The sequence below is a fragment of the Bacillus sp. 491mf genome, from assembly GCF_900112415.1.
Taxonomy (GTDB): domain Bacteria; phylum Bacillota; class Bacilli; order Bacillales; family Bacillaceae_G; genus Bacillus_A.
On record NZ_FOLV01000003.1, the window covers coordinates 139780 to 166741 of the forward strand.

The following is a 26962-nucleotide window of genomic DNA, read 5'->3' on the forward strand; positions in this document are numbered from 1 at the left end:
TGCACTTACTCCTTTCGGAAGTTACGTGGTATATGCTGAATAAAGGAAAGAAATGCTTTATCAATATCTTGTTTCATTGCTCGAATAATGACATCTTTCATATACTGCGGATTCGATGTAATTTCGGGATGCGGCTGTACTTGAGATAAATAGTACGGGAGACGATGTTCCATTTGTTGTTTTATATCATCAATCATCATTTGACGGTACATATCATCAAGAGGTGTTCGTTCTTCTTGCTCAAAATGAAGAATCCGGGTATACGCTTCTTCGTCTAGATAGCGATGCATTTCTTGAATGATGTCTTGATAAAAATCGGGATTTACTTGAGTTTCAGGATTTACTTTTAATGTTTCAGTCTCCACATCAAAGTCTTCAATTATTTCGCCCTTGCTCGTAAAAGGATTTAAACCAATATTTAATGTACCACTTAAAGTTTCGACTTTTAGTTGATCAAATTTATATTCGACTTTCCCAATTGAAGAAGATGGGCGCTGTTTTAGTTCTGCTATTTCCTCCGTTATTTGCGTTAGCTTTGTTTCTAAAATATTTATTCTTTCTTGTTGTTGTTGAATTACTTGTTGTAATTGTTGTAAATAAGTATACAGATCTTGATTCACTGCTAGAAGCCTCCTTTTTGATCTGGAGGGTATATTGGTATATGTCTATGATATTAGTCCGTTAAGAAGAACTAGGAGGGGGAGGGGAAACAGAAATAATTTGTCCCTGAGCTGTTAGCGGAGGGGTTGGTTGTGTAAATCCACCTGTATTCGAGAACTTTGATAATGTTTTTATACTACCTGCGCTTCCAATTTGAAAGACAGCTGAAGTTGTAAGGTTCTCTATTCTTATGTTTTTAATAATAATACTTTGGTGTACATACAGTTTCAATTTTTTTCCCTCCTTTAATAAGTAGCAGTGATTGGTTGATCGATTACATCATTATCGTTTACATTTGTTATGTTTTCGTAATTGTATATGGCTACCTGTTCTCCGACATTAAAAGAACCCGCTCCTGCAAATGCACGGGAATAACTAATGGGGCGAATGGCAAAAACATCTCCAATGTGAAATACACCACTTGATCCGACGTTAACAATATTAACGTGTCCAACCATTGCAGGCATAGAAAACACCTTTCATGTTAAAAGTTTTTGTATTTGTCCCTTTTTCATCTGAATGTCTATGATGGGAGTTTTACTCTATTATTGTATGGGCGTTTGTGCAAATATGTGTCTGTTATTTTCTAAATAAAAAACGCACACTCATTGGGAGTGCACGTCTGTATGTTGAGTTGGCATATCATCTATTTGTATGAGTAATATAACATTTAAGAGCCTGTCCAGCTCTTGACTACAACTAACCGTTTTTTGAGATGTCATTCCGTATCGTTTGGCCAAGTATTTCATCTTTTCGCGTTTTTTTTCAATTGCTTGCTCAAACATAGAATCGGCTCCGTCTCCTTATAGATTTTAGGTGTGTCTGTAGTACATATTATACAAACTTTCCATAAAAAAGAAACGTATTCGCTAAAAGAAGAAGGAATTCTACATATTTTGTCAAAAAAATTTTTCGAATATGTGAACATTAGAAAGAATATTGTAAATTAAAAATATTTTCGGGAGGATTTTTGTTAATAGGTGCGAATACAATTACAGTATGAATTTGAAGATGGGATGTGGAAATGTGCGGTTTGTGACAGCAAAAACAGATGAAAAAGTGTTTGTTGGTGTTATAGACGAAACATCACAAACGGTGTTGCATGTAAGAGAAGCGCAACGGAAAAAAGAGGAAAAGGTTACGATTCCTATTACGATGTTAGAATGCATTGACCGAGGAGAATCCTTTATTACAAAAGTAATTGAGATTGTCGAATGGGCGAAAGAACATTGCCAGGATGCTTATTATCCATTATCGGAAGTTAAGTTATTAGCTCCGATTCCAAGGCCAAGAAAAAATATTCTTTGTGTTGGGAAAAACTATTATGAACATGTAATCGAAATGGACAAAGAGGGAACCATTCCAGAAAATATTATTATTTTTACAAAGGCCCCGACAACTGTAATTGGCGAGGGGGATCAAATTTATAGTCATCCGCATGCGACAAATGAGCTTGATTATGAAGGTGAGCTTGCAATTGTGATTGGAAAGCGTGGAAAGGCAATTCCGAAAGAAGAAGCCTTGCATCACGTGTTTGGTTATACGATTGTAAATGATGTGACAGCCAGGGATATTCAAAAGAAGCATAAGCAATTTTTTCTTGGGAAAAGTTTTGATACATTTTGTCCAATGGGACCATCTATCGTACACCACTCAATGATTCATAATCCGAATGCGCTTCATATTGAAACGAAGGTGAACGGGGAAGTACGTCAATCTTCTACAACGGCAAATATGATGTTTTCCATTGAAGAAATTATCTCAATTATAAGTAAAGGTATGACGTTAGAGCCAGGTGATATTATTGCGACCGGAACACCAGCCGGAGTTGGAAAAGGATTTCAACCACCTCGATTTCTACATGCTGGCGATGAGGTTGCTATCACTGTAGAAAATGTCGGAACGCTTCGTAATGCTGTTAAATAATCCGACGCGTTCGCTGTATTTCTGGTTTATCCCCATTATTTTTGCATTGCATAATGCAGAGGAGTATTATTTTTTTCCGGAAATAAAGTATTTCCGCCCGGTTCAAATGGAAGAGAACATGCTACAATCCAAGCATTTTTTCCTAGCGATACTTATACTAACTGTTTTTGTGTGTGCGGTGGTATTAATACACAATCTGTTTTTGAAGAAGGTTACGTTATATGTGATCCTGTTTACACAGGCTATGATTTTTATGAATGGGATTGTTCATCTTGTTGGTGCGATTTTGAAGAGAGGATATGTACCTGGTCTCGGTACAGCTCTCTTTTTAGTCATTCCATTTTCATTGTTTTTGTTTTGGAGAGGAAATGTAGTTGGCTGGTGGAAATGGAAGCGTGTTTGGATATCCTGTATCATCGGTATTTTACTCATGTTTCCTATTTTAGTTAGTCTGTTGTATATAATTAGAACCATTGTATAGCACAAAGAAGGTTGCCTTTTAACGGGCAACCTTCTTTATTATTAAGATAATACTTCTTTAATTTTTTCGAATGCCCATTGTAAATCTTCTTCAGAAATAACAAGAGGCGGAGCAATGCGGATTACATTTTCATGTGTTTCTTTACATAGTAAACCGGATGCTTTTAATTGTTCACAGTAAGGGCGTGCAGGTTCATTTAATTCGATACCGATAAATAATCCTCTTCCGCGCACGTCTGTAATCATTGGATTGTCAATTTCACGTAATTGATTTACTAGCTTTTCGCCTAATTGTAAAGAGCGTTCAGTTAATTTTTCTTCTAATAGTACCTCTAGAGAAGCAAGAGAAACTGCACAAGCTAGCGGATTACCACCGAATGTAGAACCGTGAGAGCCTGGCTCAAATACGCCTAAAACTTCGCGGCTTGCAGCAACGCAAGAAATTGGGAATACACCGCCGCCTAACGCTTTTCCAAGGATGTACATGTCAGGAATCACATTGTCCCAATCACATGCAAATAATTTTCCAGTACGGCCTAAGCCTGTTTGGATTTCATCTGCGATAAATAATACATTTTCTTCTTTACATACATTGTATGCTTCTTTTAAGAAACCTGCTGGTGGAATATTAATACCAGCTTCGCCTTGGATTGGCTCTAAAATAAATGCGGCTGTATTTGGTGTGATTGCTTCTTTTAATGCTTCGATGTCGCCGTAAGGAATCACAACAATACCTGGAAGCATTGGTCCAAATCCGCGTTTATATTCTTCATTAGATGACATAGATACAGCGCCCATTGTACGGCCATGGAAGTTATCTACGCACACAATAATTTCAGCTTTATTTTCTTCTACTTTTTTCACATCATATGCCCAGCGTCTTGCCGTTTTGATAGCAGTTTCGACAGCTTCGGCACCTGTATTCATTGGTAAAATCATTTCTTTATTAGTTAATTTTGCAACTTTTTCATACCAAGGGCCTAATTGATCACTGTGGAATGCACGTGATGTTAATGTTACACGCCCTGCTTGGTCAATAAGCGCTTGAATAATTTTTGGATGACGATGACCTTGGTTTACAGCAGAATATGCACTGAGCATGTCCATATAACGGTTGCCTTCTGGATCTTCTACCCAAACACCTTCAGCTTTCGCAATTACAATCGGAAGTGGATGGTAGTTAGTTGCTCCGTATGTTTCTGTTAATTCGATAATGTCTTTTGTTTGAATCATGCTAGTTCCCCCTTTTGTTTTTACAAGAAGTTTGTAAATACTCTAAATATTATATCATTTAAGTAAGGAAAAAGCTAAATATTTCCTCAAAAGAAATGAACGTGGTATCATGTAAAGTGAAAAAGTTTGTAAAAAAGAGGAGGAGATTGATATGGTACATATGCACATTACGGCATGGGCGCTTGGGGTTATTTTGTTTTTCGTGGCATATTCGATGTATACGAGTGGAAAACAGGCAAAAGGCCTGCACATGGTAGTTCGCTTGCTGTACATCTTAATTATTGCATCAGGGTTATTAGTTTACAAAAACGTGAACTGGATGCCGATGTTATATGGAATTAAAATGCTTGTTGGCATCTGGGTAATTGCTTCAATGGAAATGGTTCTTGTGAAAGCAAGTAAACAGAAAGCAACAGGGGCGTTTTGGACTCAATTTGTTATTGCGTTTGTAGTAGTATTATATCTTGGTTTACGATTACCGATAGGGTTTTCGCCATTTGCTTAATAGAAAAAATGAGGATGTTATCCCTTTGGTAACATCCTCATTTTTATTATTATGTTAATTTTGTAAATGTAACTCATTCCCATCCGTGTTTGTAAATTTAAATAAATCCTTATTATTTGTTGTGTAACGGACATAATGGTGATGGAGGGCACAAATCATTTCTTCATTATCAAATAAGAGAATGTTAACGCCTTCGCATGAATGTTCTCTAGGCTGGAAAGATAAAAAGTTGTGAGCATAGATGCAATCGTAAAGAGAGTAGCCCAGTGATTGTAATGCCTCCATGACAAGTGAAAAGGATGAATCTGAAAGCTCTTCGATCCATTCATGATAGCTTGTCAGTAACTTTTTTCGAATGCGAATTGTCTCACCGTTTTGCAGCGGATGATGTTCATTTGCTACTTGCAAAATGTTATGTTCATAAAAACGAGCGGGTAACCAATTATTGTTATATAAAATCTCAAATCCATCTTCAATCATATCTTCTAATAAAGAAGCTTCATCGCTTTCTTCGTCAAAAAATACCCATTCTTCGTTTATATATTCAACATTTCCAACTGTATGAGCACGCGGTTGACTATACAAAATATGTTTACGCTGTTTCATTCGTGTTCGCTCCTTTTTTAATAGAAGTTTCTGTTCTTGTTATAGACATTTCGGTCTTTCTTTATAACTAATGCACATACAATTAAAATTGGGCATAGAATAAGGTGAAACTTCCGTCAATGGTGGGCTTTATCTACCACTGATAGTTATCGGGCTTTTACGAGCAGTTGATCTCCGCTTATCTTCTTCGTTTCTCTTTTAATCTTTAAGTGGGGGTCTTATTGCCCACAAATAGCGGGGGAAAAACAGACTGCAGATATGAGATGAGAAAGGGTGATCGCAATGTGCGGTATTACAGGGTGGGTTGATTATACAAAAGTGTTATTGCAAGAAAAAGAAGCAGTAACGAAGATGGCAGAAACGCTCGCAAAAAGAGGCCCGGATGACACGAACGTTTGGCTTCAAAATCATGTTGCTTTTGGCCATAAACGGTTAATAGTTGTCGACCCAGAAGGCGGTAGACAACCGATGATGCGGGAGAAAAAAGAAGAACGATACGCCATTTGTTATAACGGCGAACTATATAATACAGAAGATATTCGGAAAGAATTGCTGCAAAGAGGTTATACATTTAAGGGACATTCTGATACAGAAGTGTTGCTCGCTTCTTATGTGGAATGGAAAGAACAGTGCGTCAATCATTTAAATGGTATTTATGCATTTGCTGTATGGGATGAACAGGAAGAAAAAGTCTTTATTGCGCGTGACCGATTAGGGGTAAAGCCGCTATTTTATAAACATGATTTTGGGCGATTATTATTTGGTTCAGAATTAAAAGCGATTTTAGCTCATCCTGATGTGAAGGCGGAGATTACGACAGAGGGATTAGCAGAAGTATTTGGATTAGGTCCGTCTCGAACTCCGGGGCATGGTATATTTGCTGGAATTGATGAATTACGCCCAGGTCATGCACTTACATTTTCGAAAGATGGTTTAAAAATTTGGCGCTACTGGAATGTTGTGAGCGAAGAGCACACACATAATTTTGAAGAAACGGTAGAACAAGTGCGGTTTTTATTGCAAGATGCCATTACAAGGCAGTTAGTATCAGATGTTCCGCTCTGTACATTTTTATCGGGCGGCGTCGATTCCAGCGCGATTACCGCATTTGCAGCGATGGCGTATGAACGAGAAGGGAAAGGGAAGCTTCATACGTATTCGATTGATTATGAAGATAACGAAAAATATTTTAAATCCAATGCGTTTCAGCCGAATTCAGATGCTCCGTATATTACGTTAATGACAGATACATTTGATACGATCCATCATCGCTGCGTGATTTCTAACGAACATTTAGCAAAATATTTAACTGAAGCGGTCATTGTTCGTGACTTGCCAGGGATGGCAGATATCGATTCTTCCTTACTATGGTTTTGCCGAGAAATTAAACAAGATTTTGTCGTAAGTTTATCAGGGGAATGCGCTGATGAAATTTTTGGTGGTTATCCGTGGTTTTACCGCGAAGATGATTTACAATCTAGTGCGTTTCCGTGGATGCGATCAACAGAGGCTCGTGAACAATTGTTAAAAACAGACTGGCGTAAAAAACTAAATTTGCAAGAGTATGTTCAGTATCGCTATGAAGAATCGGTGCGTGAAACCCCGTTGTTAGAAGAGGAAAGCATACTGGATACAAAAAGAAGGCAACTATTTTATTTAAATATGATTTGGTTTATGACAACACTGCTTGACCGAAAAGACCGAATGAGTATGGGCGCTAGCTTAGAAGTGCGTGTGCCGTTTGCTGATCATCGCCTTGTCGAATATGCGTGGAATATTCCTTGGGAAATGAAAATGTATAAAAACCGCGAAAAAGGTCTATTGCGCAAGGCGTTAGAAGGTGTCTTGCCAAATGATGTCTTATATAGAAAGAAAAGTCCATACCCGAAAACCCATAATCCATACTACACGAAGGCTGTCACTTCATGGCTACAAGAGCTATTAACGGATAAACAGTCCATTCTCCATGAATTATTTGATTACGACCAGTTGCATGGATTAATTGAAACAGGCGGCAGTGCATTTCAAACGCCGTGGTTTGGGCAGCTTATGACAGGCCCGCAACTGTTGGCGCATTTAGGGCAAATTCATGTTTGGTTTAAGGAATATGGGATAAATATTAAAGAGTAATAATGAATTGGAAAAATATGATAAAATATTCATAAGGTAGGCATCGCAACTATTTATAAAGTGAAACTTTAATCAGTGGGGGTTTTCTTCATCCCCCACTGATTATCAGCCCTCACCAATCGGGCTTTTACGGGCAGTTTATCTCCCACCTAACTTCTTAAGAAAAGCGGAAGCGGCTCGCTCAGAATCGCAGGACGCCCACGCCCCTGACAGAGAGGCGCTTTTTGCCTCGTCCGAGGGGGCGAAACGGCCGGAGATTCTAGCCGCTAGAGCTAGACTTTGCTTTCGCTGAATTTTGAGGTGGGAGTATTACTGCCCACGAATAGCGGGATAAACTTTGAAAACTCTTACCTTATTTTTCGAAATATATGAAAAGAGAGGTGCCGAAATATGAATAAAAATTATGTGTGGTTGGCGTTGCTTTTAAGTTTTTTAGTGGTAAAGCCATTTAGGTGGTTTTTCCTCACTCATTCATTATTCTTAGATATAATCTATACGTTAACGGAATTCGCTTTGTATTTCTTAGTAATACTACTAATACTTCGCTTGCTGCAATATGTAAAAGATAAATCAAGCAATGAAAAACAAATAATTGAACTACTGAAAGAAATTAAGAATGACATAGAACGTAAAAAGAAAGAAACAGAGAGCTAATTCTCTGTTTCTTTCTTTTTGTTCAAACAAAACCTACCTTGGTGAATTGTAATCCCTTATTACATTTGATATTTCTATATAATCGAAATGCGTTAGTATACGAGAGGAATATAAATTGTTATACTTTTCTTATAATTAGAAAACTTGGGGGAAGCGATGTGAAGAGGGAGTTAGGGAAATATTTTCTATGTTTCATATGTCTTTTGTTTGTATTTCAATTACCCATTCATGTGTCGGCGAAGGAAACGAGGCTGTGGGAAGATGAAATTGTGTATTCTATTATGATTGATCGTTTTAATAATGGTGATTCTAGAAATGACAAAGAGGTTGATACGAGTAATTTAGAAGCATATCAAGGAGGAGATATCCAGGGGATTATAAAGCGACTTGATTATATAAAAGAGATGGGCTTTACTGCCGTTTTGTTGTCGCCGCCAACTGCGAGTAGTAGTTATGATGGGTATCATCCAACTGATATAACAAAAATGAATGAACATTTTGGTGTGATGAAGGACATGCAGCAGCTCGTCCAAGAAGCGCACAAACGAGATATGAAAGTCATGTTTGAATTTGTAATGGATCATAAAGATGAAACGGGTACTATTAAATGTGCGAAACAGTGGATTAAGGAAACGGATGTAGATGGTTATCATTTCATACATAACGAAAATATTACGAAGGCATTTTTGAGTGAAGTGATTGCAGCTGTGCAGAGTATAAAACAAGACTTTTTTATAATAACGGACACGCAAATACAAGGAGGAAAAGGCGTATTTAATCAAGCTTATCAGCAGCGCATTACAGACGTGTTTACAAAGCCGAATCTTTCTATAAAGCCATTGTATGATGTGACAAAAAGCGGCGGTGCTAGTTTGGAAGGAACGTTTGTAGATAATAGCCAAACGGAGCGTTTTGTTAGAACGGCAAAAGAAAATAAACATTTTCCGCCGGCTCGTTTGAAATTAGCACTTGCCTATTTATATACATCACCGGGCATTCCGTTTGTATACTATGGCACTGAAATTGCGTTAGATGGAGGGAAAGTACCTGATAATCGTCGTTTAATGGATTTTAAAGTGGATGATAAGTTTTTGCAGTATATAGAGAAATTAGGAGACCTTCGCAAAACATTACCATCTCTTCGTTACGGAACATTTGAACTATTATATGATCAAGATGGTATGAGTGTAATGAAGCGCACGTATAAAGATGAGACAACGCTTATCGCGATTAATAACAGGACAGAATCAAAAAAGGTGGAACTTGCTGCAAATGAATTTGGGAAAGACCGTGAGCTGCGCGGATTGTTAGAAGATGATCGGGTGCGAGAAGAGAACGGAAAATACTACATTGTGCTGAAAAGAGAAACTGCCAATGTATATGCACTTGCAGGGAAATCAGGGTGGAACTGGTCGTTTATTGCTGCTTTAGTAGGCGTAAATGTGTTATTTATCATCTTTCTTGTATTGGTAAAGAAACGAAAAGGAACTGAATCGTATTGAAATAGAGAAGAAGCTGACCAAAAAAATAAATTTTGGCCAGCTTCTTTTTATCCCGCTATTCATGGGCAGTAATACTCCCACCTCAAAATTCAGCGAAAGCATTGTCCAGCTCTAGCGGCTAGAATCTCCGGCCGCTTCCGCTTTTCTTAAGAAGTAAGGTGGGAGAGAAGCTGCTGGCATGCGCCCGATTGGTGAGGGCTGATTAAAGTTTCACTTTATGTACGACTATCGGTAGTTAAGAAATTGTACGTCGATTGATAAATCAGCTCCGCGTACAGCTGCGATAACTGCTTGTAGGTCATCACGGCTTTTTCCTGTTACACGAACTTGGTCATCTTGTACTTGTGTTTTTACTTTTAATTTTAATTCTTTAATAATGTTATTAATTTTTTTCGCATTTTCTTTATCAATGCCTTGTTGTAATTTTGCGCGTTGACGCACTGTACCGCCAGATGCGCTTTCAACTTTGCCGTAATCTAAGTTTTTGATCGGAACTTCACGCTTAATTAATTTTGAAATCAAAACGTCTTTTACTTGATCAAGTTTATACTCATCATCAGAAGTTAAAACGATTTCCTCTTTTTCTAATTTAATATCACTTTTGCTTCCTTTAAAGTCATAACGATTTTGAATTTCTTTTAATGCGATGTTAATCGCGTTTGTTACTTCTGGAAACTCTACTTTTGAAACGATATCAAAAGAACTATCTTTTGCCATAATAAGCACCTCCAAATTAAATTCCACTTCTACCCCGCCTTAACGGGCTGTAATATCTCGCTTAAAGTATAGCGGAAAATACATTCGTTGGAAAGGCGGGATAAACAGCCCATAAAGGCCCGATTGGTTCGACTAATAATCATTGAAGAAGACCACCTCAATGATTAAAGTCTCACTTTATTATAGAGAATTTTAGCGAGTTGGACAAATAAAGGAAAAAACGTGTATAATGAAACTTTGTTTGGAATGATAAAAAATGAACGAAAGCTATTATCGGTGCGGATGTTTTTACAGTGAGAAACAATGAAAATATCACCCGTTAGAATAAGATAAATTATATAGAAGGGAATTAATAACATGAAGTTACAACCAGGAGCGATTGAAGAAGTAACTGTTTTACGTGAAACAGAAATTGGATACATGGTCGGTTATGAAGAAGATGAAGTGTTTTTACATAAAAATGAAGTCGCTGGAGAGATTGAAGAAGGCGACATGATTGATGTGTTTTTATATCATGATCATCAAGAACGTTTAGCCGCAACGATGAAAACACCGCTTATTACAACGGAAGACTGGAATTGGGTAAAAGTTGTGGAAGTGAAGCCTCGTTTAGGTGTGTTTGTTGATATCGGTGTTTCGAAAGATATATTAATCCCGGCTGATGAATTTCCAATTTATACACCAGTATGGCCAGAAGAAGGCGATGAGTTATATTGTACATTAAAATTAACAAATCGCGGCCGTTTAATTGGTCTTCCAGCAAGAGATGCGGATATGCAAGAAATTGTCGTAGAAGCGACGCCATCTATGCGCAATAAAAATGTAAATGGTCGTGTGTACCGTTCTTTACAAGTAGGATCGTTTGTTTTAACAGATGAACATTTCCGTGCATTCTTGCACTGTTCTGAGCGCAAAGAGCAAGTGCGTATTGGAGAACGTGTAACAGGCCGTATTATTGATGTGAAAGAAGATGGAACAATTAATATTTCTCTTCTTCCTCGTAAAGAAGAAGGAATGGAAGATGATGCAGCGGTTGTTTATGAGTATATGGAAAGCCGCGGCGGCGCAATGCCATTTTGGGATAAGAGCCACCCAGAAGATATTCAGGAGCGTTTTCAGATGAGTAAAGCAGCTTTCAAGCGTGCTCTTGGTAAACTGATGAAAGAAGAAAAGGTTTATCAAGAAGAAGGTTGGACGTATTTTAAAAAGTAATATAAAAAGGAGCTGGCCAAAAGCGAAACTTTTGGCTAGCTCCTTTCATTTTTCGGTATGATTCAGCTCGGTGAATCGATTATTTTATGTCGAATATCGTCGAGGTGTCTTTATTTTGTGTCGAAGCGCCGATATATTTTAAAAAGCGCTGATATATTCGAAAAAGTGCTCGATATATCGGAAAAAGCGCCGATAAATTGCAAAGGAAGGTCCTTTTTTATGATTGCCCTAAACGAGTGAAGGTATCTTTTAAGTCATCGTCTTTTACTTTAATATTTTCTTTCTTTAGTTCGTCTAATAATACTTTTTGACGCCACGTATTATCTTGTATACGTTCGGCTTCAAGTGTTTTGCGAATGGAATCTTTTACGTCGTCGTATGGTTTTAAGTCTTTTTTGTCTGTTAATTTAATAATATGGTAGCCTTTTGCTGATTTGATAGGTTCACTTATTTCGCCGACATGTAATTTATAAGCAGCAGTTTCAAATTCAGGTACCATTTTCCCAGGGCCGAAGTAACCTAAATCTCCACCATTTTCTTTTGAAGCCGTATCTTCTGAATATTTTTTTGCTAATTCTTCAAATGATGCACCGCCATTTAGTTGTCTTTTTATATCGTTAGCTGTTTGTTCGTCGTTTACTAAAATTTGGCTAGCTTTAATTTCTGGTTTATACCTGGCTTTTATGTCTTTTTCAGTTATCGTTTGCTTGATCGCTTTGTCGATGGCTAAGCTAGAACGAATTTGTTTTTTTAAATCGTCTTCGTTTTTCATTCGATTACTTTCAAGGAACATTTTAAAATTATCGCCGGCTTGGTCTTTTACTTTTTTAAATTCCTTATCAACATCATCATCAGACACTTTATATTTTTTAATCATAATATCTTGTGCCATCATTTCGTAGAGCATATCTTTTCCGAAGCGCTCTTTTAACGCCTTATCAAATTCGCTTTTTGTTATCGTGCTCGTAGCAGAAGTAGCGATGGGATCGGAACCTTCTTTTGGATCGCAGGCGGCTAACATTAATGTGCCGAGCGTCGCTGCTGCAATGAATAATTGTCTTCGTTTCATGTACACACCTCATCCGAAAATTGTTATCTCTATTGTAGAAAAAGGAAGTGAACATGATGTGAATTTGAGATGACTTTTGTCGAAAGAAAAAGTACATCAACAAAAATGTTGATGTACAAAGAGGGCTTGTTCTTATGAAATAGAGGATTCGAGTTTAGAGTATAAGTGAAAAATGGTCTTTATAGATGATCCGTCTTTTTGGAGTAAGCGCGTTTTCCTTGCGCTATATTTTTTTGTTCTTCTTCATTTTTTTGCGTACGCTTTGCGTTGTTATCACGCGCTTTTTTGTCGTTGTCACTTGTATGAGGCATATGGTTCAACTCCCTTCATAACAGGTTGTACGTTTATCATTTCCGTTTTCGTTAAGACTATGTATAATGTATACGATGGAATTTATATAAAGGTGGGCTGGGAGATATGGACTTAAAACTGAACTATGCTGAGCTTACAAAAAAATTAGTCGTTGTTATCATTGCCGGTTTGTTAAATGCGATTGGAATGAACTTATTTTTAACACCAGCGAAAGTGTACGCTAGCGGTTTTGCAGGATTGTCGCAATTGCTTTCGCAAGTGTTAGGAGATTTTCTGTCAATACATATTTCAACGGGAGTTCTTTTTAGCTTGTTTAATATTCCGGTTGTTATTTTAGCTTGGAAAAAAGTAGGGAAGTCATTTACATTCTTTAGTTTTTTAAGTGTCGTGTTTATGACGATATTTTTAGAAATAGTGCCAGTAAAAGCGGTATCTCATGATATTATTTTAAATGCCATTTTTGGAGGGTTAATTTCTGCGGTAGGAGTAGGGCTGGCTTTAAAATTTGGAGCTTCAACAGGTGGTTTAGATATCATTGCGATGATTTTATCTAGAGTGAAAGATAAGCCGGTTGGAACATATTTCTTCTTATTTAATGCAATTATTATTATCGCAGCCGGTTATTTATATGGCTGGGAAAAGGCACTTTATACGTTAGTGACTTTATATGTATCTTCGCGCATTATTGATGCCATACATACGCGTCATGTGAAAATTACGGCATTTATTGTAACGAAAAATGGAGCCGAGGTAAGCAAGGCAATTCATGAACGATTAGTTCGAGGGATTACTACAATTCCAGCAACAGGTGCGTTTACGAAGGAAAATAAAGAGATGCTAATGATCGTTATTACTCGTTATGAGTTATATGAATTAGAAAGAATAGTAAAAAAAGTAGATCCAGGTGCATTCACAAACGTTCTCGAAACGGTTGGGGTGTTTGGACAGTTCCGGAAAGATTAAGAAAAGAGGACCGCGTTTGGTCCTCTTTTTGTTTGTTCCTTTAGTCACAGCTCGTCGGTTGTGGAAATGTTTTGCAATTCCTCTTGCATTTCGCGCAATTGTACTTTTTCAGCAGTAGAAGAGTTTGTATAAGCAGACAGCAATGCATTTTTTGCTTGACTAACAAGTGCTTGCTGCTCGCTGTCATTAGAACAAGATACAGCTTGTGAGACGGCATCTCGTGCTTGTTGGAATAGTAAATTACCCATTAGAACCCTCCGAGTGAAGAGTTATTTCGTTCTTTTTCTGCTTCAGCTAATGTACCACGGTATGGGAATCTTGCGTCGTGTTTCATAACAGAATCTGATCCTTGTTGTACGAAACGTTTTGATTTGTTCTTTTTACCCATTCGTAATGCCCCCTTTTAGCAGAAAAGCATGGACACATTTGCTGTGTCTCCTATAGTATGTGCGCTTGGCGCGATACTATAAGCAGGGAATTTTCACCTTACAATCCAAGTGCCTCCTCTAAATAAAGAGCAATGCCGTCTTCTTCGTTTGATAATGTTATGTGATTTGCTAATGATTTTAATTCTGGAATGGCGTTCCCCATGGCAATTCCATGTCCGGCAAATTCAATCATTTCAAAGTCGTTATCTTCATCACCGAACGCGATGATACGTTCTTTTGGGATATTGTAGTGACTTGAAATTCTTTGTAAGCCAATTGCTTTATTTAACCCGCTTTTCACAATTTCAATAATCGGCCAAGGAGCTCCCCATTTGCGATGGTCGATTACTTCTGCATGTATATCCGTTAAATGTTGACGAATAGAATTTGACTTTGACTCATGTGCATCAATTAATAAACACGTTGGATGATCTTGTAAAATATTGAGTAAATCACCTGTGAAAATTTTTGGTGATCCGAACTCAAAAATATGTCTTTTGTCTTCATCAAGTTGTTTCATATACACATCATCAATTACTTCTGCGTAAATATTTTCTACTCCAAATTCCATACACGTACGAACGATTTCCTGCGCGGTAGCAAGTTCAAGTGGCGAGTGATGTGTTCCCCAGTTCATATCAAGTGGATGATGGACGTATGCACCGTTAAAATTTACAATCGGTGTATTTAAGCCAAGTTCTTTATAATATGCGTGACTCGCACGATATGGACGGCCCGTTGAGATCACAACGATGTGACCTTGTTCTTTTGCTTTGGCAATGGTCTGCTTTGTACGAGCTGAAATGATTTTTTGATCTGTAAGTAAAGTACCATCTAAATCTAATGCAATTAAATGTTGTTTTTTCATGCGTCTCACACCTTTTATAAAAAGTTTTTGTGTATATTCATCTTAATTCCTCTATGATTGCGCTGTCTACTATTTGTCATTGGTAATGAGAAAAGTCAAGTTTTTTTCTGAAAGTTCGAATATTGTTCCTTTCCATTTGTACAAATTGTGAAAGGGGTTACAATGTAGTGATAATCATGTTTATAATGAGAATGTAATCTTCTCGTATAAGTTGTTTGACTCTCCTTTGATGCTGGTCTTTATGGCCAGTTTTTTTTTGTTTCTACATATACTAATGTATCTCCTGCTAAAATGTGTAATTTCATTATATGAGCATGGTTTCCTAAACATAACAGTAAAGGTTTTGTAAAATGGGACATACTAAAGATGTAATGACGGAATGGAAGGAGAATGAATATGGGACAAAGTCATCGATTCCGAGCTGGTCAAAAAGCACCTAATGATGGTATCTATGTTGAAATTGGTGAAACAGGAAGCATGGTTAAAGATCCAAAAATGGTAAAGCTCTCTGCTGGAGATAAATTTCCAGGAGTTACAAATCAAAATAGACAATGGACATATAAACGAAGACCATAAGAAATCCCGCAGTTATAAGCTGCGGGATTTGTTGTGGTGAATAAGTAAAAAAAGGCAGGAAAGCATTTTTTTAAATGGTCTGGGAGGGACTGGCTATGTATAGGAGTGGTCAGGGCCTGTTTCTGCCACATGCAATGTTTTAAAACAAATAGAGGCAACGAGGTGTATTGCCATTTTTATCTTCGTAGCAGCAATCTATATGTTGGGAAATGAAGAGGAATTTTCGTAACTACTCAGTCACTCTATGAGAAAAAGGCAGAAAAGCATTTTTTTAAATGGTCTGGCTATGTATAGGAGTGGTCAGGGCCTGTTCCTGCCACATGCAACGTTTTAAAACAAATAGAGGCAACGAGGTGTATTGCCATTTTTATCTTTGTAGCAGCAATCTATATGCTGAAAAATGAAAATGATTTTCTATAGGTAAGTGTATTTCTACTTACATCATCCCCCTTACCAAATTTCTAAATGAAACGTATGGCTGAGTCGTTATAAAAAAATAAGATCTCACAAAGTCTTCTCCGTTGAATAAAATAGGTGATTTATCGTATAATCAACTCAAAGGTCAAAAAAAGTCAAACTATAAAGGAGTTGTAGGTGCGATGGACTTAAATAGAATGACGACAAAAACACAAGAAGCGATTATGGGCGCACAATCAATTGCTACTAAGCATCATCATCAAGAAATTGATATTGTACATCTTTTAGCTTCGCTTCTTCAGCAGCAAGATGGATTAGCAATTCGTATTTTTCAAAAAATGAATGTAAATATAGATCAGCTCATGCAAGGGGTGGAACGATTATTAAAGCGAAAGCCATCGGTTACAGGTGGCGGCGCAGAAGCAGGGAAAGTGTATATTACAAGTGCGCTTCAGCAGCTGCTTGTGCGAGCTGAAGAAGAAGCAAAGCATTTACAAGATGATTATATTTCAGTGGAACATATTCTTCTTGCGTTATGCAATGAGAAGAATGTGAATGATATACGTGAATTATTTACATCGGTTCATATTACGAAAGAAGCGTTATTGCAAGCATTAACAGCAGTTAGGGGGAATCAAAGAGTGACGAGTCAAAATCCAGAAGTAACATACGAAGCTTTAGAAAAATATGGCCGTGATTTAGTAGCGGAAGTACGGCAAGGAAAAATTGATCCAGTCATCGGCCGTGATAGTGAAATTAGACGTGTGATTCGCATTTTATCGCGCAAAACAAAAAATAATCCGGTATTAATTGGTGAGCCTGGTGTTGGGAAAACAGCAATCGTTGAGGGATTAGCGCAGCGTATTGTCCGTAAAGATGTACCGGAAGGACTAAAAGATAAAACGATTTTTGCGCTTGATATGAGCGCGCTTGTTGCAGGGGCGAAATTTCGCGGTGAATTTGAAGAGCGTCTGCAAGCAGTATTAAATGAAATTAAAAAAAGTGAAGGAAATATTTTATTATTTATCGACGAGCTGCATACCATTGTTGGTGCTGGTAAAACAGAAGGGGCAATGGATGCTGGGAATATGTTAAAACCAATGTTAGCGCGCGGCGAGCTGCATTGTATCGGAGCGACAACGCTTGATGAATATCGCAAATATATTGAGAAAGACCCGGCATTAGAGCGCCGTTTCCAACAAGTATTAGCAGAAGAGCCGACAGTTGAAGATACGATTTCTATTTTGCGCGGTTTAAAAGAACGATTTGAAATTTACCATAGTGTGAATATTCATGACCGTGCTCTTGTCGCAGCTGCGACGTTATCGGATCGCTATATTTCTGATCGTTTCTTACCAGATAAAGCAATCGATTTAGTTGACGAAGCATGTGCAACGATCCGGACAGAAATTGATTCGCTGCCAACAGAGCTAGATGAAATAACACGCCGTATTATGCAGTTAGAAATTGAAGAGGCTGCGCTTAGTAAAGAAACGGACCATGCAAGTAGAGAGCGCCTGCAAACATTGCAGCGTGAGTTGTCGGATTTAAAAGAAAAAGCGAGTGGAATGCGGGCGCAGTGGCAAAAAGAGAAGGAAGAAATTCATAAAGTACGTGATTTGCGCGAAAGCCTAGAACGTTTGCGAAGAGAGCTAGAAGAAGCGGAAGGAAATTACGATTTAAATAAAGCAGCAGAGCTTCGTCACGGCAAAATTCCAGCTGTAGAAAAAGAATTGAAAGAAGCGGAAGAAGCAAGTGCAAATAAACAGCAAGATAACCGTCTTCTTCGTGAAGAAGTAAGTGAAGAAGAAATTGCGAATATCGTATCGCGCTGGACTGGTATTCCGATTGCAAAGCTCGTAGAAGGAGAACGTGAGAAGTTGCTTCGTTTAGAGCAAATTTTATCAGAGCGTGTTATTGGACAAGAAGAAGCGGTCGGTCTTGTGGCGGATGCGGTGTTGCGCGCTCGTGCGGGAATTAAAGATCCAAATCGTCCGATTGGTTCGTTCATTTTCTTAGGACCGACAGGTGTTGGGAAAACGGAACTTGCGAAAACATTGGCACAGTCATTATTTGATAGCGAAGAACAAATCATTCGAATTGATATGTCAGAGTATATGGAAAAGCATGCTGTATCTCGTTTAATCGGAGCGCCTCCTGGGTATGTCGGATATGAAGAAGGCGGACAATTAACAGAAGCTGTGCGCCGTAAACCGTATTCTGTCATTTTATTAGATGAAATAGAAAAAGCGCATCCGGAAGTGTTTAATATTTTACTGCAAATGTTAGATGATGGGCGTATTACAGATTCACAGGGGCGTACAGTTGATTTCAAAAATACAGTCATTATTATGACGTCCAATATCGGATCGCAATATTTACTAGAAGGATTAGGAGAAGATGGTTCGATTCAAGAAGAAGCAAGAAACCTTGTCATGGGCCAACTCCGTGGTCATTTCCGCCCAGAGTTTTTAAATCGAGTGGACGAAATTATTCTCTTTAAACCACTTACAACAAATGAAATAAAAGGTATTGTTGATAAAATTGTGAAAGAGCTGCAAAATCGTTTAACAGATCGCCATATTACAGTGGAACTTACAGATGCTGCAAAAGAGTTTGTTGTAGAGTCTGGGTTTGATCCAATGTACGGTGCGCGTCCTCTAAAACGCTACGTACAGCGGCAAATTGAAACGAAGTTAGCGCGTGCGCTCATTGCGGGCACGATTACCGATCATAGTCATGTATTGATTGAGGTAGTGAATAACGAGTTAGTTGTTAGAGTTCAATAAAAAAGAGTCCGGGTATCCGGACTCTTTTTTTTATTAATGCTGCTCTGCAGGTTCGTTTGGAATTAATGCTCCAAGTGCGATTACTAGTACAGTAATAACTACAGAAAAGATAGACGCTTGCCCAAAATCGTATGTAACACCTGGCGTCATTGCGCTAACTACGTAACTCATCATTTGCACAAGCAAGAACGACCAGAAAAAGGCCCAAATTACACGCATCTTTTTACACCTCTATTCGTTCAGTTTGTCTTTATTGTATCATAACTCGAAAAAGAATATAGAAAAAATATTTGTCGTTTTTGCAAAGCAAATTGCTCTTCATATCATACATTATAAAAGAGTGAAATTGATGTTGTCATATAAGGCGGGAGAAGAATGAGTATTACGGAACGTTTTTTCTTTTTAGAACAAGAGGCATGTGTAATTCATTTACCGGAAAAGCCGAATGGATTTGGGATATTGTTATTAGGTGACTATAATTACTTTATCGAGAATGGTACAAGTTTATGGCTGCAACACGCTGGGCGGTTACAGCTTTTAAACGAATTGCGGAAGAATGGCTATACAGTTTTTTCCTCTAATTTATACGGTAGACATTGGGGGAATGAACAGGCAGTTCGTTTAGCGAAGCGGTTGTATCATGTTGTTATGAAAAAGGAAATTTTGAACGGAAAGATTCATATCATAGCAGAGGGAATGGGTGCGCTTGTTGCTTTGCAAATGATGGCGCAATATCCAGAATGTGTGCGCTCTGTTCTTATGTTTAATCCGTGTCTTCATTTACCGGCACACGTTGAAATTGAAAAAGAGCACAAATTTTTTTATAAGCGGTTAATTCGTGAATTGATGCAAGCATATAATGCAACAGAAGTCGGATTACAACAGAAAATTGAGAAGAAAGCATTTCCGTATTTAGTATCTTCCGTTCCGGTCAAAATATTCGTATCTGCTCAAGAAAAAAAGGAACGAAAACAGTTACTCCGGGAATATGAAAAGAAACGTTTACAAGAGAATTCTCCAACTGCATTATCCTTTCATTTACAAGATGTAAAATATAAAATGGCGCAAAATGCATGTCAATTTTTTAAGTGGTATGAAGGTTTATAAAGCTCCTATACATAAGGAGCTTTTTATGTATGTGGGGAGGGAGATAAATTGAAACGAGTAGTTATCATTGGAGCGTTAACATTTGTAGGTTACCATCTTGTGCAGAAGTTTCTTAAAGAAGAAGTTGAGGTATATGCATTTGATTTTGATAATATGAGCAGTATGTCCAAGGTGAACGAGGAAAAATTATGTTTAATTGGTCGAAATGCATTGTTTATATACTCTTCACTACGAGATCGTGAAGGGTGGGAAGCGTTAGAGGAACACGAGATTGACGTTGTGTATTTTTGTTTATGTGAGCCAAATCAGCAAAGAGCTTTTCGGAATGAGCGTCTTATACTGCGATATGTAAAGAGTGTTGAAAGTTTGTGTAAACGAAAAGAAATAAATTGTATTATGCTCTCTTCCAAAAAGGTGAATCAAATTGATAGCAATGACAAAAACGGTTTGTTCTTTCAAACAATTGAAGGAGAAATAAAAAAAGGCGGAGCGGATTATTGTATACTACGTGTTCCGGCAGTATATGGACCGTGGCAACCGTCATTTATGGCATATCACCATATCATTCTAGCTCAATTAAAACAGCGAACGATTTCTCTTCCTATAGAAGAATGTACATGTGATCTATTGTATGTTGAAGATGTTGCGAACTATTTATATACGATTGGTCAAGAGAAGATGGAAATGAACATATATACTCTTTGCAGCGAAGAAAAAAATCGGTGGCAAAAAGGAATTGATATATTACAAAAAAGAGGAAGAGTTCAAGTGCAGAAGAAGGAGTGCCTAAAAGGTGATGAGGAAAAAAAGATAGTTGTTCCAAGTGAGTTTTCTTTAGAAAAGGGGATGCTGCGTCAAATTTCTCATATAAAACAATATAGGGAGTTATACGAGGCAAGTAACACGTGGTAAACTAGAAAAGAGAGTTTTGATGTGGAAAGGAAGATGAAAAATGAACGAAAAAAATATTCAGTTTTTACAAATCGCAATGAAATACTTACCAGAAGCAAAGGCGATTTTAGATGATAACGGCGTGGCGTTGGATATGGCTAAGGCACAGCCTGTGTTGGAGTTATTGATGAAGGTTATGGGCGAGGCGTATGAACTTGGGAAAGCGGATGTGAAAGAGTAGAATAAATATGAATTGAACAACAGACATAAAAACCGCCTTTTTTAGGTGGGCGAGAGGATCTGGCCGTGCATAGGTGCGGTCAGGGCCTATTTCTGCCCCGTGCGAGGTTTAAAACAAAGGGAGAAAGCAAGTAGCGTTCATGTTGTGTTCTGCATAACAGTGATTATTGTCGCTTTAAAATAAAGATTGATTAAATGCATATTCTTTATAATAAAGTTTGATTATTTCTACTTAAACTAGCGCCCTCTATTATTTAAGTGCTTTTTTTACTCATAAAATGGATTCCCATTTAATAAAATTCATCATACTCTGAACAAAAACTTTCTATTTGCTTATTTGATAGTTTAAAGAATGTATTCTGAGATACTTCTAAGACTAATGCTTGATCTTTTGTTAAACCTTGATATACACCTCTTATTATTCTTCCGGTAAGTCCATGTGACATCACTATCACTTTTTCTTTATTCTGTATAGAATGCAGCCATCCTGATACTCTCTTTACAACTGAATCATAGCTTTCTCCACCAGGGGAATTAAAATACCAATTGTAATTGTTCGTATTTTTCATAAGTTTTGGCCAAGATTCTTCAATTTCTTTTGTGGTTAGACCAGCCCATTTACCGACAGAGACCTCTTTTAATCGTTTGTCCATTATAACTTTGCTTTTATCGTAACCTATAACTTCACATATTATATCAGTACTTTGTTGCGCTCTTCCTAATGGACTGGAAATAAACTCCCACTCTCTAGGGTTGTCTATAAGTACTTTTAGCAATTTTGCATTTTTTTTAACTTGTTCAACGCCATCAGACGTTAGTGTTGAATCAAGTTCTCCCTGATATCGGCCTTTTACATTTAATTCAGTTTCTCCATGTCTAAGTAAGTAAATGATTTGTTTCAAATGCATCCCCTCCAAAGATTTAAAATCTAATACCTATTCTTCATTAAGTTAAACAACTTCTAACTTAATCTTAAACTAACCAGCCAGCTTGGAAAATTAAAATTTTCTCAATCACCCGTTTTTGTGAAGATTGAATGTTCGAAACTAAAATAAGTAGGGAGACGGTGCAGTGAGCGAAATAGATAAACAAAACAGATTAAGTAAAGAACCTTTTGCTTATCAAATAACGAAAAAAGGAACGGTAATAATCTATTACGGGGGTAAACAAATTAAAATTGTAAAGGATAGGGAGGCAGAGCGTCTTATAGCAAAAATCAAAGAGGGTGACGATAATATAACAGCAGTACAGTTATTGTTAGCTAAAATTACGGGTAATTTTAAACGTGGTAATGAGAAATTAGGTAAAAATAAAAGAGAATAAACTAAGCCTTTACTTTGTAGTTCGCAAACAATGTTGGATGGTTTAACAATCGGGCACGATTATGGAACAACATATAAAGAGACCTTTCCGTTTTGATGGAAAGGTCTCGCTTTTTATTTGGCCACTTTATTTTTTCGTTTGAATTTGCTTACTACTTCATACACGATCGGTACGATTAGTAATGTTAATAGGGTAGAGCTTGTTAATCCACCGATTACTGTGACGCCAAGGCCTTTTGAGATAAGGCCGCTTCCTTCGAATCCTAATGCAAGTGGAAGTAAGGCGCCGATTGTTGCGATAGCTGTCATTAAGATTGGTCGTAATCTTGTTGCACCAGCTTCTAATAATGCATCGCGCGTTGTAAAACCTTCGCGTTCTTTATGGATAACGCGGTCAATTAATACGATGGCGTTCGTAACAACGATACCGATTAACATAAGGGCACCAATCATTGCGGAGATGCTTAATGTTTCACCGGAAATGAGTAAGGCAACAACGCCGCCAATTATCGTAAATGGAAGTGAGAATAAAATCGCAAATGGCGCCAGTGCTCCGCCGAATGTTATAACAAGAACGAAGTATACAATCGCAATGGCAGCTAACATCGCTAAGCCAAGTTGTGTAAATGATTCTTGGATATCTTTCGATACACCGCCCATTGATACATCAATGCCAGATGGTAAGTTCAGTTTATCTACTTCTTTTTGAATGTTGCGAGTAGCTTTTGCAATATCGTCTGTCGTTGGTTTTGCGGTTACTGCTGCATATACGCGGCCGTCACGTCTTGTTACGGTATTAGACGTTTCTCCTTCTTTTACCGTCATAATATCTTTTACAGCCACTTCTGTACCTAGCGGCGTTTGTACTTTTCGATTTGTTAAATCATCGACGTTTTCGTAGTTTTGTTTGTTTACTTCAACATACACATTCATTTCTTTGCCGTCTTTTTTAACTGTTGTTAAGACAGGGCGGTCGTGAGAGTCGGAAAGTCCCATGCCAACTTGCGCAGCAGTTAGACCGAGTTTACTTAACTTCTCTTGATCTGCCACTAATGTGTATTCATCGTATGTTTTTGAAAGGCTTGAGTCGACATCTTTTAACGTTTTATCTTTTTTCATGATATTTTGAATGTCTTTTACGACAGGTTTAATTTCTTCTATATTATCGCCGTAAACGTATAACTTCATTTCATTGTTGCCCCCGCCAGATGAGAAGTCTTGGTTTTTCCATTCTCCTTTGTCCGTCATCTTTTGCAGGTCCTTCACAACTTTTTCTTTTTCTTTCTCAAAGTTCTTTGTATCGTTTTTGTATTGAACGAAGAATAATGCTTGGTTCGATTTACCTGGGCTCATCGGATTTTCTCCGCCAAGTGAGAACTGAATTGTATTTACATCTTTATTTTTCTTAAAATAATCTTCTGCTTTTGTTGCAATATTTTCAACATCTTGCATTGTTTGTCCAGGTTCTGGATTATAAGAGGCGATGACTGTTTTCTCTTCTTCAGATGGTAAGAAACTTACACCGACAATCGGAAGAAGTGCAATGCTACCTATTAATAATAAAACCGCAATGCTAGACGTAATTACTTTATGGTTTAATACCCACTCTAAAAGACGTTTATATCCATTAGCAAGTTTACTTGGCTTCTCTTCATGGTTATGTTGTTTTTCTTTCATGCTTTCTTTTTTAAATAAAGAATGTGCCATCATTGGAACAATTGTAACAGCTACAAGAAGAGATGCTAATAAGGCGAAAACAATTGTTAAAGCAAACGGTAAGAATAGTTCACCGATCATTCCTTTCACCAAACCGAGCGGTAAAAAGACCGCGATGGTTACGATTGTTGATGACATAATAGGAACGAACATTTCTTTCGTTGCTTCGCGAATTAAGTCTTTTCCTTTTAATTTTTCACCAGATAAAGCCATGCGCCGATAAATATTTTCAATAACAACGATGGAATCGTCGACAACGCGGCCGATAGCGACAGTCATTGCCCCGAGCGTCATGATATTTAATGTAATATCCATTTCTTTTAATACTAAAACGGCAATTAATAAAGAAAGTGGAATGGAAATAACCGAAATAAGTGTTGTTCGAATGTTACGCAAGAACAACATAATGATAATAACAGCGAAAATGGCACCGAAAATAGCTTTGTTTAACATTGTGCTAACTGATTTTTCGATTGGTTCACCTTGGTCAAATGTTGAAGTGATTTCGATGTTATCAAATTTCTTTTCAAAGTCATTTGCCTTGTTTTTTACAGCATTTACTACGTCAACTGTATTCGCATCAGCAGCTTTTACAACTTGCAGACTGATCGCTTCTTTTCCGTTTGTACGCGAGATGGATTCTGCCTTTCCAACTTGTTTAATATCGGCAATATCTTGCAGTGATACAGTTGGAATACCTAATGCTAGTCCCGCTGCAGCTGGATTCATACTAGGCTGCTGCGCCTGAGCTGGTCCATGCGAACTTCCTTGATTTGCAGAAGGGATAAGCGGAATCTTCATTTCTTTTAAAGCGTTCAACGTTGTAATATTGCCATCTACAACAACGGATTTTTCTTTATCTTTAAATGTATACATTCCTAGCGGCATCGAAACGTTAGAACCTTTAATCATATTCTTGACTGTCTCTTCGCTAAGGTTTAATTCTTTCATTTTCTCTTTGTTGAAGACGAGTTGTACTTCTTCTACTTGTTGACCGGAAATTTGCACATCGGCAACGCCGTCTAATCCTTGTAAGCCTGGAACGATATCTTTTTCTACTCGCTTTGTTAGCTGGGCAAGGGATTCATTTTTATTTGTGACACTTAATGAAATAACTGGAAAAGCATTGATGCTCAGACGAGAAATTTTTGGCTCTTTTACGCCTTCCGGTAAAGGGAAGTTAGCGAGAGCCTCTTTTACTTCTGTCTCTGCTTTTTCCATATTTTTATCAAAGTTATACTCTACTTGAATAGAAGACGCGTTTTGATAAGAAGAGGAGCTGACAACATTTACTCCGCTTAAATTTTGCAGCCTTTGTTCGATTGGTTTAGAAATCTTTTCTGCTACTTCAGTCGGAGTGGCGCCAGGATACACAGTTGTGACTGTCACAAGTGGTGTTGTGATGTCCGGGATTGTTTCCAACTTCATACGAAGACCAGAATAGATTCCGGCAATCGTAATAATAATCGTTAATAGCCAGACGGCAAACTTATTGTTTAACGAAAAGTTAATAATTTTGTTCATTTCTACTCTCCTTTTTATAAAAACTGACTAATCGGTCATAACAACCAAAGTATAAATGACCGATCGGTCAATAGTCAACGGAAAGGTAAAATACTGTGAACTACTTGCAATTTTTGACTGATGAGTCATAATTCTGATAAGAGTGTTTTTTTAGGAGAGAAAAATGATGAAGGAAAAAGAACGGTTAATTATTGAGGCAGCAATTAAATTATTTGCGATGAAGGGCGTGAATGCAACGTCTATTCAAGAAATTGCAACAGAATGCGGCATTTCAAAAGGTGCTTTTTATTTGCATTTTAAATCGAAAGATAACTTAGTATTGGCAGCGCTAGAGTATTACTACGATCAGATTCAAAATAAATTGATGGATTTCGAAAAAGAACCATTACTTCCGCGTGAGAGATTTGAAAAGCAATTGTACTGTCAGTTTTACGAATTACAACAAAAAAAAGAATTTATTATTATGTGTATGAGAGAAAATGTAATTCCTTTTAATAAGGAAGTAGAAGTGTTTATGAAGAGGATGAAATTAGAATCACATACTTTTTATCGAAACAATTTACTTTCTCTTTACGGGGAAGAGATTACCCCTCATCTTGTTGACTTAATTATCATACTAGAAGGAATATCAAATGCATATTTAGAGTTAATTATCTTTAATACGGTAAATTTAGATATACCGTATACGGCGAAGTTTATCTTAAAGAGAATCGATGATATCGTAGCGGGACTGCAACGTTCAAATGAAAAACCGGTTATTTTAGAACGAGAACTCAATCATTTTTTGTGTAATACGAATGTAATGAACGGACGTAAGGAAGAATTATTTATAAATGAAATTCTTCAGTTAAAATGTACGCTGGTAGATCAATTAGGAAATGAAGAATTAATGGTTACACTAGATGTACTAGAATCAGAAATGAAAACGGAGCATCCGCGCGTTCCGGTTGTTCAAGGGATGTTGTCTAATTTAAAACTGTATCCAGATTTGCGTGATTTTCGGGAAAGACTTGCGATGTACTATAGAATAACAAATTAATAATATATAGACAAAAGAGAATTTATCATTTAAAATTAGTACCAAGTCATAAGAATTGATATAAATCGGAGGGTTG

Annotated in this window: 30 protein-coding genes; 15 read left to right on the plus strand and 15 right to left on the minus strand. The window is 37.4% G+C overall.

What is annotated here, in order from left to right; translation table 11 throughout:
* Positions 1 to 5 precede the first annotated feature (5 nt).
* The 4 genes from gerPC to BM211_RS05230 form a co-directional block, all read right to left on the minus strand.
* Complete coding sequence (gerPC, locus tag BM211_RS05215; RefSeq protein ID WP_035437327.1) at positions 6 to 620, minus strand: spore germination protein GerPC; 615 nt, start codon at positions 618 to 620, stop codon at positions 6 to 8.
* Between the two features lie 61 nt (positions 621 to 681).
* Complete coding sequence (locus tag BM211_RS05220; protein ID WP_035437325.1) at positions 682 to 891, minus strand: spore germination protein GerPB; 210 nt, start codon at positions 889 to 891, stop codon at positions 682 to 684.
* A 14-nt stretch (positions 892 to 905) separates the two neighbouring features.
* Complete coding sequence (locus BM211_RS05225) at positions 906 to 1127, minus strand: spore germination protein (protein WP_035437322.1); 222 nt, start codon at positions 1125 to 1127, stop codon at positions 906 to 908.
* A gap of 138 nt (positions 1128 to 1265) precedes the next feature.
* Positions 1266 to 1445 (minus strand): aspartyl-phosphate phosphatase Spo0E family protein, encoded by a 180-nt coding sequence (locus tag BM211_RS05230; RefSeq protein ID WP_035437320.1) that lies wholly within the window; start codon positions 1443 to 1445, stop codon positions 1266 to 1268.
* A gap of 214 nt (positions 1446 to 1659) precedes the next feature.
* On the opposite strand from BM211_RS05230, the gene BM211_RS05235 reads away from it, so the two are divergent.
* A complete protein-coding gene (locus BM211_RS05235; RefSeq protein WP_256216854.1) occupies positions 1660 to 2586 on the plus strand; it encodes a fumarylacetoacetate hydrolase family protein in 927 nt (308 codons plus the stop codon).
* Positions 2573 to 3067 (plus strand): HXXEE domain-containing protein, encoded by a 495-nt coding sequence (locus BM211_RS05240; RefSeq protein WP_256216875.1) that lies wholly within the window; start codon positions 2573 to 2575, stop codon positions 3065 to 3067. The genes BM211_RS05235 and BM211_RS05240 overlap by 14 nt, the downstream gene beginning before the upstream one ends.
* A gap of 41 nt (positions 3068 to 3108) precedes the next feature.
* Here BM211_RS05240 and BM211_RS05245 read toward each other — a convergent pair whose 3' ends face one another.
* The gene (locus tag BM211_RS05245; protein WP_035437315.1) at positions 3109 to 4299 is read right to left on the minus strand and encodes an ornithine--oxo-acid transaminase; all 1191 of its coding nucleotides are present in this window, start codon (positions 4297 to 4299) and stop codon (positions 3109 to 3111) included.
* 151 nt (positions 4300 to 4450) lie between these two features.
* On the opposite strand from BM211_RS05245, the gene BM211_RS05250 reads away from it, so the two are divergent.
* Positions 4451 to 4804 carry a YisL family protein gene (locus tag BM211_RS05250; RefSeq protein ID WP_035437312.1) on the plus strand — a complete coding sequence of 118 codons (354 nt, stop codon included), beginning with the start codon at positions 4451 to 4453 and terminating at the stop codon, positions 4802 to 4804.
* Positions 4805 to 4858: 54 nt separating this feature from the next.
* On the opposite strand, the gene BM211_RS05255 is transcribed toward BM211_RS05250, so the two are convergent.
* Entirely contained in the window at positions 4859 to 5410 is a 552-nt protein-coding gene (locus BM211_RS05255; protein ID WP_035437310.1) for a DUF2777 domain-containing protein, read from the minus strand.
* Between the two features lie 282 nt (positions 5411 to 5692).
* On the opposite strand from BM211_RS05255, the gene asnB reads away from it, so the two are divergent.
* The 3 genes from asnB to BM211_RS05270 all read left to right on the plus strand — a co-directional run bounded on the left by asnB (position 5693) and on the right by BM211_RS05270 (position 9696).
* Positions 5693 to 7540 (plus strand): asparagine synthase (glutamine-hydrolyzing), encoded by a 1848-nt coding sequence (gene asnB, locus BM211_RS05260; RefSeq protein ID WP_090995493.1) that lies wholly within the window; start codon positions 5693 to 5695, stop codon positions 7538 to 7540.
* Positions 7541 to 7930: 390 nt separating this feature from the next.
* Positions 7931 to 8194, plus strand: a complete 264-nt coding sequence (locus BM211_RS05265) for a hypothetical protein (protein WP_035437305.1) — start codon at positions 7931 to 7933, stop codon at positions 8192 to 8194.
* A 158-nt stretch (positions 8195 to 8352) separates the two neighbouring features.
* Positions 8353 to 9696: an alpha-amylase family glycosyl hydrolase gene (locus BM211_RS05270; protein WP_090995496.1), complete on the plus strand. Its 1344-nt coding sequence runs from the start codon at positions 8353 to 8355 to the stop codon at positions 9694 to 9696.
* Positions 9697 to 9921: 225 nt separating this feature from the next.
* Here the strand turns inward: BM211_RS05270 and BM211_RS05275 are convergent, their stop codons facing one another.
* Positions 9922 to 10413, minus strand: a complete 492-nt coding sequence (locus BM211_RS05275) for a YajQ family cyclic di-GMP-binding protein (RefSeq protein WP_090995499.1) — start codon at positions 10411 to 10413, stop codon at positions 9922 to 9924.
* A 357-nt stretch (positions 10414 to 10770) separates the two neighbouring features.
* Between BM211_RS05275 and BM211_RS05280 the strand changes: the two genes are divergently transcribed.
* Positions 10771 to 11625, plus strand: coding sequence for a CvfB family protein (locus BM211_RS05280; RefSeq protein WP_035437300.1), 855 nt, complete (start codon positions 10771 to 10773; stop codon positions 11623 to 11625).
* A 217-nt stretch (positions 11626 to 11842) separates the two neighbouring features.
* Here the strand turns inward: BM211_RS05280 and prsA are convergent, their stop codons facing one another.
* Together prsA and BM211_RS05290 are read right to left on the minus strand one after the other, a co-directional pair.
* Complete coding sequence (gene prsA / locus BM211_RS05285) at positions 11843 to 12694, minus strand: peptidylprolyl isomerase PrsA (protein WP_090995502.1); 852 nt, start codon at positions 12692 to 12694, stop codon at positions 11843 to 11845.
* A 179-nt stretch (positions 12695 to 12873) separates the two neighbouring features.
* Entirely contained in the window at positions 12874 to 13005 is a 132-nt protein-coding gene (locus BM211_RS05290; protein WP_081904971.1) for a DUF3941 domain-containing protein, read from the minus strand.
* 106 nt (positions 13006 to 13111) lie between these two features.
* Here BM211_RS05290 and BM211_RS05295 point away from each other — a divergent pair, with 106 nt between their 5' ends.
* Positions 13112 to 13969, plus strand: coding sequence for a YitT family protein (locus tag BM211_RS05295; protein WP_035437295.1), 858 nt, complete (start codon positions 13112 to 13114; stop codon positions 13967 to 13969).
* Positions 13970 to 14013: 44 nt separating this feature from the next.
* Here BM211_RS05295 and BM211_RS05300 read toward each other — a convergent pair whose 3' ends face one another.
* The 3 genes from BM211_RS05300 to BM211_RS05310 form a co-directional block, all read right to left on the minus strand.
* On the minus strand, positions 14014 to 14217 hold the full coding sequence (locus BM211_RS05300; protein WP_035437294.1) for a DUF3813 domain-containing protein: 204 nt from the start codon (positions 14215 to 14217) through the stop codon (positions 14014 to 14016).
* Positions 14217 to 14357, minus strand: coding sequence for a hypothetical protein (locus BM211_RS05305; protein ID WP_035437292.1), 141 nt, complete (start codon positions 14355 to 14357; stop codon positions 14217 to 14219). The genes BM211_RS05300 and BM211_RS05305 overlap by 1 nt, the downstream gene beginning before the upstream one ends.
* Positions 14358 to 14455: 98 nt before the next feature.
* Positions 14456 to 15265 carry a Cof-type HAD-IIB family hydrolase gene (locus tag BM211_RS05310; RefSeq protein WP_035437290.1) on the minus strand — a complete coding sequence of 270 codons (810 nt, stop codon included), beginning with the start codon at positions 15263 to 15265 and terminating at the stop codon, positions 14456 to 14458.
* A gap of 396 nt (positions 15266 to 15661) precedes the next feature.
* Between BM211_RS05310 and BM211_RS05315 the strand changes: the two genes are divergently transcribed.
* A complete protein-coding gene (locus BM211_RS05315) occupies positions 15662 to 15841 on the plus strand; it encodes a YjzC family protein (protein ID WP_035437288.1) in 180 nt (59 codons plus the stop codon).
* Positions 15842 to 16440: 599 nt separating this feature from the next.
* Positions 16441 to 19047 (plus strand): ATP-dependent chaperone ClpB, encoded by a 2607-nt coding sequence (gene clpB, locus BM211_RS05320; protein ID WP_035437286.1) that lies wholly within the window; start codon positions 16441 to 16443, stop codon positions 19045 to 19047.
* Positions 19048 to 19080: 33 nt separating this feature from the next.
* Here the strand turns inward: clpB and BM211_RS05325 are convergent, their stop codons facing one another.
* On the minus strand, positions 19081 to 19266 hold the full coding sequence (locus BM211_RS05325; RefSeq protein ID WP_035437283.1) for a YjzD family protein: 186 nt from the start codon (positions 19264 to 19266) through the stop codon (positions 19081 to 19083).
* Between the two features lie 156 nt (positions 19267 to 19422).
* Between BM211_RS05325 and BM211_RS05330 the strand changes: the two genes are divergently transcribed.
* Genes BM211_RS05330 through BM211_RS05340 form a run of 3 tightly spaced genes read left to right on the plus strand, consistent with a single transcriptional unit; the run spans position 19423 to position 21286 of the window.
* On the plus strand, positions 19423 to 20154 hold the full coding sequence (locus BM211_RS05330) for a lipase family protein (protein ID WP_035437280.1): 732 nt from the start codon (positions 19423 to 19425) through the stop codon (positions 20152 to 20154).
* A gap of 48 nt (positions 20155 to 20202) precedes the next feature.
* Positions 20203 to 21066, plus strand: a complete 864-nt coding sequence (locus BM211_RS05335) for an NAD-dependent epimerase/dehydratase family protein (protein WP_035437277.1) — start codon at positions 20203 to 20205, stop codon at positions 21064 to 21066.
* Positions 21067 to 21106: 40 nt separating this feature from the next.
* Positions 21107 to 21286, plus strand: a complete 180-nt coding sequence (locus BM211_RS05340; RefSeq protein ID WP_090995506.1) for a ComZ family protein — start codon at positions 21107 to 21109, stop codon at positions 21284 to 21286.
* Between the two features lie 289 nt (positions 21287 to 21575).
* On the opposite strand, the gene BM211_RS05345 is transcribed toward BM211_RS05340, so the two are convergent.
* Entirely contained in the window at positions 21576 to 22193 is a 618-nt protein-coding gene (locus BM211_RS05345) for a histidine phosphatase family protein (protein ID WP_371261854.1), read from the minus strand.
* Positions 22194 to 22356: 163 nt separating this feature from the next.
* Between BM211_RS05345 and BM211_RS05350 the strand changes: the two genes are divergently transcribed.
* Positions 22357 to 22608, plus strand: a complete 252-nt coding sequence (locus tag BM211_RS05350) for a hypothetical protein (protein ID WP_090995511.1) — start codon at positions 22357 to 22359, stop codon at positions 22606 to 22608.
* 113 nt (positions 22609 to 22721) lie between these two features.
* On the opposite strand, the gene BM211_RS05355 is transcribed toward BM211_RS05350, so the two are convergent.
* A complete protein-coding gene (locus tag BM211_RS05355) occupies positions 22722 to 25847 on the minus strand; it encodes an efflux RND transporter permease subunit (RefSeq protein ID WP_090995514.1) in 3126 nt (1041 codons plus the stop codon).
* A 166-nt stretch (positions 25848 to 26013) separates the two neighbouring features.
* Here BM211_RS05355 and BM211_RS05360 point away from each other — a divergent pair, with 166 nt between their 5' ends.
* Entirely contained in the window at positions 26014 to 26886 is an 873-nt protein-coding gene (locus BM211_RS05360; RefSeq protein WP_090995517.1) for a TetR/AcrR family transcriptional regulator, read from the plus strand.
* Positions 26887 to 26962 lie beyond the last annotated feature (76 nt).

Bases quoted from the DNA above. Each gene is read 5' to 3' on its own strand.
- BM211_RS05250 (WP_035437312.1), top strand. From the start codon at position 4,451: ATGGTACATATGCACATTACGGCATGGGCGCTTGGGGTTATTTTGTTT.
- BM211_RS05340 (WP_090995506.1), top strand. From the start codon at position 21,107: ATGAACGAAAAAAATATTCAGTTTTTACAAATCGCAATGAAATACTTA.
- BM211_RS05315 (WP_035437288.1), top strand. From the start codon at position 15,662: ATGGGACAAAGTCATCGATTCCGAGCTGGTCAAAAAGCACCTAATGAT.
- BM211_RS05325 (WP_035437283.1), bottom strand. From the start codon at position 19,266: ATGCGTGTAATTTGGGCCTTTTTCTGGTCGTTCTTGCTTGTGCAAATG.
- BM211_RS05275 (WP_090995499.1), bottom strand. From the start codon at position 10,413: ATGGCAAAAGATAGTTCTTTTGATATCGTTTCAAAAGTAGAGTTTCCA.
- BM211_RS05305 (WP_035437292.1), bottom strand. From the start codon at position 14,357: ATGGGTAAAAAGAACAAATCAAAACGTTTCGTACAACAAGGATCAGAT.
- BM211_RS05255 (WP_035437310.1), bottom strand. From the start codon at position 5,410: ATGAAACAGCGTAAACATATTTTGTATAGTCAACCGCGTGCTCATACA.
- BM211_RS05230 (WP_035437320.1), bottom strand. From the start codon at position 1,445: ATGTTTGAGCAAGCAATTGAAAAAAAACGCGAAAAGATGAAATACTTG.
- BM211_RS05240 (WP_256216875.1), top strand. From the start codon at position 2,573: ATGCTGTTAAATAATCCGACGCGTTCGCTGTATTTCTGGTTTATCCCC.
- BM211_RS05290 (WP_081904971.1), bottom strand. From the start codon at position 13,005: ATGCCTCATACAAGTGACAACGACAAAAAAGCGCGTGATAACAACGCA.
- BM211_RS05280 (WP_035437300.1), top strand. From the start codon at position 10,771: ATGAAGTTACAACCAGGAGCGATTGAAGAAGTAACTGTTTTACGTGAA.
- BM211_RS05310 (WP_035437290.1), bottom strand. From the start codon at position 15,265: ATGAAAAAACAACATTTAATTGCATTAGATTTAGATGGTACTTTACTT.
- BM211_RS05265 (WP_035437305.1), top strand. From the start codon at position 7,931: ATGAATAAAAATTATGTGTGGTTGGCGTTGCTTTTAAGTTTTTTAGTG.
- BM211_RS05345 (WP_371261854.1), bottom strand. From the start codon at position 22,193: ATGCATTTGAAACAAATCATTTACTTACTTAGACATGGAGAAACTGAA.
- BM211_RS05360 (WP_090995517.1), top strand. From the start codon at position 26,014: ATGAAGGAAAAAGAACGGTTAATTATTGAGGCAGCAATTAAATTATTT.
- BM211_RS05225 (WP_035437322.1), bottom strand. From the start codon at position 1,127: ATGCCTGCAATGGTTGGACACGTTAATATTGTTAACGTCGGATCAAGT.
- BM211_RS05300 (WP_035437294.1), bottom strand. From the start codon at position 14,217: ATGGGTAATTTACTATTCCAACAAGCACGAGATGCCGTCTCACAAGCT.
- BM211_RS05235 (WP_256216854.1), top strand. From the start codon at position 1,660: ATGAATTTGAAGATGGGATGTGGAAATGTGCGGTTTGTGACAGCAAAA.
- BM211_RS05295 (WP_035437295.1), top strand. From the start codon at position 13,112: ATGGACTTAAAACTGAACTATGCTGAGCTTACAAAAAAATTAGTCGTT.
- clpB (WP_035437286.1), top strand. From the start codon at position 16,441: ATGGACTTAAATAGAATGACGACAAAAACACAAGAAGCGATTATGGGC.
- BM211_RS05330 (WP_035437280.1), top strand. From the start codon at position 19,423: ATGAGTATTACGGAACGTTTTTTCTTTTTAGAACAAGAGGCATGTGTA.
- BM211_RS05355 (WP_090995514.1), bottom strand. From the start codon at position 25,847: ATGAACAAAATTATTAACTTTTCGTTAAACAATAAGTTTGCCGTCTGG.
- prsA (WP_090995502.1), bottom strand. From the start codon at position 12,694: ATGAAACGAAGACAATTATTCATTGCAGCAGCGACGCTCGGCACATTA.
- BM211_RS05245 (WP_035437315.1), bottom strand. From the start codon at position 4,299: ATGATTCAAACAAAAGACATTATCGAATTAACAGAAACATACGGAGCA.
- asnB (WP_090995493.1), top strand. From the start codon at position 5,693: ATGTGCGGTATTACAGGGTGGGTTGATTATACAAAAGTGTTATTGCAA.